Origin of the sequence: Brachybacterium sp. 107, from assembly GCF_052379725.1 — a bacterium.
Taxonomy (GTDB): domain Bacteria; phylum Actinomycetota; class Actinomycetes; order Actinomycetales; family Dermabacteraceae; genus Brachybacterium.
Map to the genome: position 1 here is coordinate 37,200 of NZ_JBQSYW010000026.1, position 6,864 is coordinate 44,063.

Annotated in this window: 4 protein-coding genes; 1 reads left to right on the plus strand and 3 read right to left on the minus strand. The window is 66.1% G+C overall.

Annotated features, from left to right (window positions below; all coding sequences use genetic code 11):
• Positions 1-57 precede the first annotated feature (57 nt).
• A complete protein-coding gene (locus tag ACT3UL_RS17925; RefSeq protein WP_444579714.1) occupies positions 58-1,077 on the plus strand; it encodes an acyltransferase family protein in 1,020 nt (339 codons plus the stop codon).
• On the opposite strand, the gene ACT3UL_RS17930 is transcribed toward ACT3UL_RS17925, so the two are convergent.
• From ACT3UL_RS17930 to ACT3UL_RS17940, 3 genes are all read right to left on the minus strand, one after another.
• Positions 1,062-2,417, minus strand: a complete 1,356-nt coding sequence (locus ACT3UL_RS17930; protein WP_444579716.1) for a polysaccharide biosynthesis tyrosine autokinase — start codon at positions 2,415-2,417, stop codon at positions 1,062-1,064. The genes ACT3UL_RS17925 and ACT3UL_RS17930 overlap by 16 nt on opposite strands.
• Positions 2,418-2,459: 42 nt before the next feature.
• Positions 2,460-3,749: a hypothetical protein gene (locus ACT3UL_RS17935; protein ID WP_444579717.1), complete on the minus strand. Its 1,290-nt coding sequence runs from the start codon at positions 3,747-3,749 to the stop codon at positions 2,460-2,462.
• Positions 3,750-3,760: 11 nt separating this feature from the next.
• The coding region (locus ACT3UL_RS17940) for a PKD domain-containing protein (RefSeq protein ID WP_444579718.1) at positions 3,761-6,864 on the minus strand (3,104 nt) is incomplete at its 5' end.

The following is a 6,864-nucleotide window of genomic DNA, read 5'->3' on the forward strand; positions in this document are numbered from 1 at the left end:
AGTGTCACTATGCAGCGGCAGGACCGTCTGCTCGCAACAGGGCGGCGCCTTGGATGGATGGATACGGTCCGAGGATCGGCGATCCTCCTCCTGCTCGTCTGGCATGCGAACGCGGTCCCCGAGTTCTTCGGAACGCCGATGCCAGATGTCATCCGCTCGACGAACGCCTTCTTCTTCCCGTACCGGATGCCCACGCTGATGCTGCTGTCGGGCATGCTCCTGACCAGATCTCTGCAGAAGCCCCTTCCGGTGTATTACGCGGGCAAGCTCGCCATGGTGCTGTGGCCCTACCTGGTCTGGGTCATCATCGCCAAGATCGTCTTCCTCGAGCAGCCCGGGGTGCCGTGGTGGCATTGGCACGCCTGGTACGCGACGTCGTATCTGTGGTTCCTGTTCTTCATCGGCGTCTACTACGCGGCGGCGCCGCTCCTGAAGCGCCTCCCTCCCTGGGTCCCCATAGCCCTCGGCGCCGCGGCCGGAGTGCTCTTGGAGCAGGGATCAATGGAACAGCGCATGGGGTACTTCGCCGTCTTCTTCTTCGCCGGCAGCTGGATCGCGAGCTCTCCCGGACTGGTCGACAGGCTCGCCCGCCCTCGAGCAGCGATCCTTCTCGGCGTCCCGGCACTCACGTTCGGTGTCGCGTCGATCATCTGGACGGAATCACTGCACTACTCGGTATGGGGCGCGCCACTGAGCATCGCGGGAGCGCTCGCACTCGTCGCGGCCTTTGCCCGGCCTCGTATCGACGGCCCGCTCACCCGAGGCCTGCAGTTCCTCGGCCGGTCCTCGATCGTCTTCTACGTCAGCCATTTCCCGATCATGGCGATACTCTCGCGATCCTCGCTCGCCGAGGGTAGCTTCCTGCTGCTGGCTTCGCTCAACCTCGCGGCCGCACTCCTGCTCGGCGGTGTGCTCGCCGTGTACAAGTCGATACCCCCGGTGGCCTGGCTCTTCCGAGCGCCGCACTGGATCACCGGTGCTGCCAGTGCGGCCGTCGGCGTCGTGACGACGAGACCCGAAAGCCCCGCGCGTCGGGACAGTGCGGCTGAGGAGCGACGCCCTCAGGTCTCGGAGTAGTACTCCTCACGGTGGCTGCCGGTGCGGGCGCGGTTCAGCACGGTCCCGAGAATCCGTGCACCGCCACTCTCGAGGGTCTTCATGCTGCGCACCAGGTTCGCCCGACGAGTCTTCGACGCGTCGACGGCGAGCACGACCCCGTCGACCACCGGTGCTAGCAGGTTGGCATCGGCGACGCTGAGGACCGGAGGCGTGTCGATGACGATGTAGCTGTAGTCGTCCGACATCGAGGCGATGAGGTCCGCCATCCGCTGCGAGGTGAGCATCTCCGCGGGATTGGGCGGGATCTTCCCCGCAGGGAGGATGTCCAGGCCGGTCCCGCGGATCCGATGCTTGGCGATATCGACGTCGACCTCCTGGAGCAGGACGTTCGTGAGGCCGACGGAACCGTCGATCCCTGCGTACTCGTGAGCGCGCGGACGGCGCAGGTCCGCGTCGATGAGCAGCACCGAGTCCTGCTTGCCAGCGAGGGCCATAGCCAGGTTGACCGAGACGGTCGACTTGCCTTCCCCGGGCATGCATGCGGTCACCAGCAGCACCTTGACCCTCGCGTTCACGCTCGCGTAGGTGAGTGCAGAGCGGATACGGAGGAACTCCTCCGCCGTGTGGCTGAGCGGCTGCTGGGCCATCGCGATCGTGCGCCCCGAGAGCAGCGGCGACTTCGAGACGACACCGAGCACCGGATGCCGAGAAGCCTCGGCAAGCGTCTCCTCGTTGCGGATCCGGGTATCGAGCAGAGCGATGAGCAGCGCCGCGGCAGCACCCACGACGCCTCCGAGCAGACCACCGAGCAGGGCGTCCTTCTTCTTGTCCGGCGATGACTGATAGGTCGGCGGAACCGCGTCGTCGTAGATCACCGCGGTGATCGTCGAGGTGCCGTCCGGATTCTTCGGCGCAACGCCCTGCACCTCCTCGATGAGGTGCTCGCCGACCGCGGTGGCGAGCTCAGCCGACTGCTCGGGATCCGGCGTCGTCGCGGTGATCCGCAACGTCACCGTGTCCTGCGGGATCGAGACCTCGAGCTCCTTGCCGAGTTCCTGGGGCGTCGTCTCCAACTCGAGTTCCTCGATCACCGGCTCCAGGACGCTGGACCCCTGCACCAGCTGGGCGAAGGAGAGCATCTGGCTCTGCGTGTACGCGGAGCCCTGGTTGAGGTCCGTCGCCGATATTCCCTGGTTCAGAGCGAAATGGAGCGAGGAGGTCGCCTTGTACAACGGGGTCTGCGACGAGGAGTACCCGAACATCCCTACGGCGCCGATGACGGCCGTGAGCACCACGAGCCACCAGAACTTCCGGGCCGCGGCGATCAGGAATCGCAGGTTCACTCTCGGTTCGTACATTCGCACACCTCTTCATTGCTGATGATCCCACGCATGACTCCCCTAGCCATGGTGAATTCGAGTTCGTTTGTTGCCGTGCCCCACTTCTGTCCGAGACCTTGACTCCACCGCGTCATCCGCTGCGCGGCGCACCGGCCCCCAGCCGATGGCCAGCCCCACGCAGAACCACAGGAACGTGCCGTACTGCGTGATGAGTGCGACGACGACGAGGCTCGGGAGCTGACCGACGACGGCGAGAGCCGCAGGGCTGCGCCCGGCCCGCCGTACCGCCAGGAGCGCGACGCAGGCGATGGTCGCAAGCAGCAGGAGGGTCGGGACGGCGCCGTATCTCAGCAGCATCAGCATCAAGGCGTTGTCGATGGATCGGGCGAAATACCCGAGGTAGAAGTCGCCGGCCACCAAAGAGGTCCAATCCCCGGACGAGCCGAAGGGCTTCACCTGCTGGATCAGCACGAGGAGATCCGTCCGATAGCCAGCGCTGCCGGCGGCTTCCTCGCCGGCAGCGCCGAGGACGCTGTCGACCAACGGGAAGATCACCAGGGCGCCGATCGCGCCCACGGCCGCCACCGTGGCACGGAGTCGGGCGGAGACCCCTGGGAGCAGAAAGATCGAGAGCACCAGGGTGATCAGGAGAGTGATCAGCCCGGCGCGGCTGAACGTCACGACCGTGGCCGAGACGATAAGAGCGATGGACATGACCGCAGGGATCAGACGCCACCGTGCCGCGACCACGAAGGCCGAGGACATCGCCAGAGCCGCCCCCAGCGCGATCGAGTGCCCGAACGCCCCTTCGGCGCGCAGGAACCCGCCCCGCGGCTGCAGGTCGTCCCACGCCGAGTGCAGCGGGTCCGGCCCCGGGATGAGCACGAACGGGTTGAACGAGGTGGCAAACTCGAGCAGGGCCAGCCCCGCAGCGACTGTCGCCGTCAGCGCGATGGTGCGGGTGATCCACATAGTGCTGATGCGGGAGCAGGCGATCCGGCCCCACGCATAGGGGATGACCCATTCGAGCACTGCGGTGAGCATCGAGGGATAGGTGACCCCCCGCAGCAAGAAGAGCCCGATGAGAAGTGCGGTGAAGACCGCCATCCAGCCGTCGGCAGGGCGCAGAGGGACACGTGTCCAGTGCGCGGCGAGGAGCAGGATGGTGAGAGCCGTGATGGCCGACCAGAACACCCCGGCGTTCGCACCGACCCAGATGGGGACGAAGAACAGCACCAAAGTCCACGCGACGAATGCAGCACGAGGCATGGCTCGCAGGAGGAAGGCGGCGACGACCACCGAGGCGAGTGCGCCCAGGGCGAGCAGCGCAGTTGGCGCAACGGTGGTCATACTTGAAGATCCTAGTCGCCAGAGACCACCACAAACTCCTCAAACCGGACGCCGAGCTGATCCACTCCACCCACGTTCTCCGCCACGAGGCCGAGGGCACCCTCCCCTTGCAGGGAGGAGGTGTCATCCGCGGTGGTCAGCTGCCAGTCCTCGGGTTCATCCGCCCCGACCTCCCACAGCTTCGCCGAGATCGTCGTCGGCGACGATCCCGTCACCGACACGCGCAACGTGTACGACGCATCCGGCGAGAAGGCCATGCCGTCCAGCTTCTGCGTCGTCACTACCTTCTCCCCGTTCAGGACGTTCAGCTGCATCGTGCCGTCCGGCAGGATCACTGCACGCACCGAGTACTGCGAGTCCTCTGTCGCTCGGGTGACCACACCGACCTCGCCGTCCACGGCACCCTCCGCAGCATCGACGCGGAAGGTCAGGTCGACAGTGCTCTGGGAGAACGACGTTTCGTCGAGCAGCGCGTCTCCCGATTCTCCGGCTGGGAGATCCAGGGCGGCCGCGCCGTCTGCGACTCCAGCCGACGGGGCGAGTGCCTCGGCGAGGCTCCACGTACCGCCCTGCTCCGCATCGCCCCATCCTGTATCCGAGCTCCGATCGAAATCGTCCTGCACGACCGGGGTCCCGGTGGGCATCGTCGAATCCTCCGTAGGATCCTCGTCAGCCGTTGCCGAAGCCTCGTCCGGGTCAGTCGCGTCAGCCTCCTCAGCCGCGTTATCGGCATCGTCCGCATCAGCCCCGCCGCTCGTTGCCGGGTCCTCGTCGTCGGCGGCCTTCTCCTTCGAGTCCTGGTCGCCGTCAGCGGTGCCCTCCGCATCGGTGCCGCCCGCTTCGTCGTCAGCCTCGGGCGAGTCTCCTGCGTCCTGAGCCTCCTCGGACTCGCCCTCCTGGGCTCCGTCCTCGGAACTGCTCTCCTCGGCCGGGACAGGTTCGGCCTCCGAGGCATTCTCCGACTTCGTCGCCGGTTCCTCGGCAGGCTCGTCGTCCGATGCCGCACCTTCCCCGGCCTTGGCTGGCGTATCACCAGCAGGGCTGGGTTCCGGCCCTGCGTCGGAGCTCCGATCGGGTGCCGACTCGCTGTCTTTATCCGGTACGGCATCCTTCGTCGTAGATTGATCGGCGTCGGGAACGACCTGCTTCTCGATGACCGGTTCCGTCTCGGGAGTCAGCTCCGCGGGCGGAGCGATGGCCGCCTTCCGGGCAACAGGTGCTTGCCCGCCACCATCCTGAAGCCGGTAGTCGTCGACGCTGATCACATTCTGGCCTGTAGCCGAACCCGACCGGTACAGATACACGGCCGAAGAACCCGGCCCCGCCAGTGCCAAAGCACTGGTGTCCGTGGTCTCCAGCTGCCATCCGCTCGGCTCAGCAGATCCCTCGGCCCACACCTTCACCCTGATCGTCGGAGACGAGCCCCCGACCACCTCGGTCCGCAGATGGAACACATCCCCGGCAGCCCATTGCTGACCCGACAAAGGAAGAGTCGCAAGAACCGCATCGTCTCGCTGAACCAACAACCACATCGTCCCGTCGGCGCGATGCCAGACCGCCGAACGATACGCAGACCCATCGTCATACCGGGACTTCAACCCCACATACAACGAGCCTGTCGAAGGTCCGGCAGCAACCGAATAAGTCATCGCCGAACCGCTCTCGGACAACGACGTCCCGCCCAGTACCAGATCCCTCCCGGCACCTGGCGACAACGCCAACCTCCCGGCCCCGTCGTCAACCGACACCGTCCCAGAATTCCAGCCCGTCGATGTCCAGGCACCGCCCACATCCGCCGCACCCCAACCGTTGGAAACCGTTCGCTCGAACGCATCCGATCCCGCGAAAACCTGCTCGGTCACAGTGACTGACTTTGTTGCCGAATGGGTTGCACCGTCGTCATCGGTCACCGTCAACGTGACGGTGTACGCCCCTGCCCCGGCGTACTCATGCGTAGCGGTCGCTCCGGTAGCCGTGGCGCCGTCTCCGAAGTCCCATTCGAAGGACTCGATAGTCCCGTCCGGGTCTGAGGAGGTCGAGCCGTCCACTGCGAGCGACAGCCCGGACGGTGTGGAGACGAAGCTCGCTGTCGGTGCACTGTTCGCCGGGGGAACGCCGTTCTCCCCGCGGTCCTGAAGCCGGTAGTCGTCGACGCTGATCACATTCTGGCCTGTAGCCGAACCCGACCGGTACAGATACACGGCCGAGGACCCCGGACCTGTCAACGCCGAAGCACTGGAATCTGTGGTCTCCAGCTGCCAACCGCTCGGCTCAGCCAGACCATCAGCCCACACCTTCACCCGGATCGTCGGGGACGACTCCCCGACCACCTCGGTGCGCAGATGGAACGTATCGCCCGCAGCCCATTGCTGGCCGGTCAACGGCAGCGTCGCAATAACCGCATCATCACGCTGAACCAGCAGCCACATCGTGCCATCAGCCCGGTGCCAGACCGCCGAGCGATACGCATGCCCATCGTCATACCGCGACTTCAGACCCACATACAGCGAACCCGTCGACGGGCCGGCAGCAACCGAATAGGTCATCTCCGAAGCACTCTCGGAGAACGACGTCCCACCCAGCACCAGATCCCTCCCGGCGCCCGGCGACAGCGCCAGCTTCCCAGCACCGTCACCAACCGACACCGTCGCAGAGTTCCATCCCGTCGAGGTCCACGCACCACCCACATCGGCCGCACCCCACCCCGTGGACACCGTCCGCTCGAACGCATCCGACCCCGCGAAGACCTCCTCGGTCACCGAGATCGACTGCGTCGTGCTGTGAGTGGAGCCGAGGCTGTCGGTCACGCTCAGTGTGATCTCGTAGTTCCCGTCGTCCGCGTAGACGTGGGTGGCGTTCTCCCCGTCCGATGTCGCCGTCCCATCGCCCCAGTCCCACTTGTAGGCGAGGCTCGCGCCGTCCGTCGCGGCGGAGCCGCCGGCGTCCACCGCGACCGTGCGTGCGGAGCTCGAGACGTCGAACTGTGCCGTCGGATCGGCATGCACGACACTGACCTGCTTCGTGATCTCCGAAGTTCCGGCCTGATCGTCGGTCACCGTGAGGGTCACGGTGTAGTCCCCGGCCTCGGCATAGGCGTGGGAGACGATCTGCCCGG

What these genes read in the sequence shown, in the direction of transcription:
- ACT3UL_RS17930 (WP_444579716.1), bottom strand. Translation starts at nt 2,417, where the DNA reads ATGTACGAACCGAGAGTGAACCTGCGATTCCTGATCGCCGCGGCCCGG.
- ACT3UL_RS17925 (WP_444579714.1), top strand. Translation starts at nt 58, where the DNA reads ATGGATACGGTCCGAGGATCGGCGATCCTCCTCCTGCTCGTCTGGCAT.
- ACT3UL_RS17935 (WP_444579717.1), bottom strand. Translation starts at nt 3,749, where the DNA reads ATGACCACCGTTGCGCCAACTGCGCTGCTCGCCCTGGGCGCACTCGCC.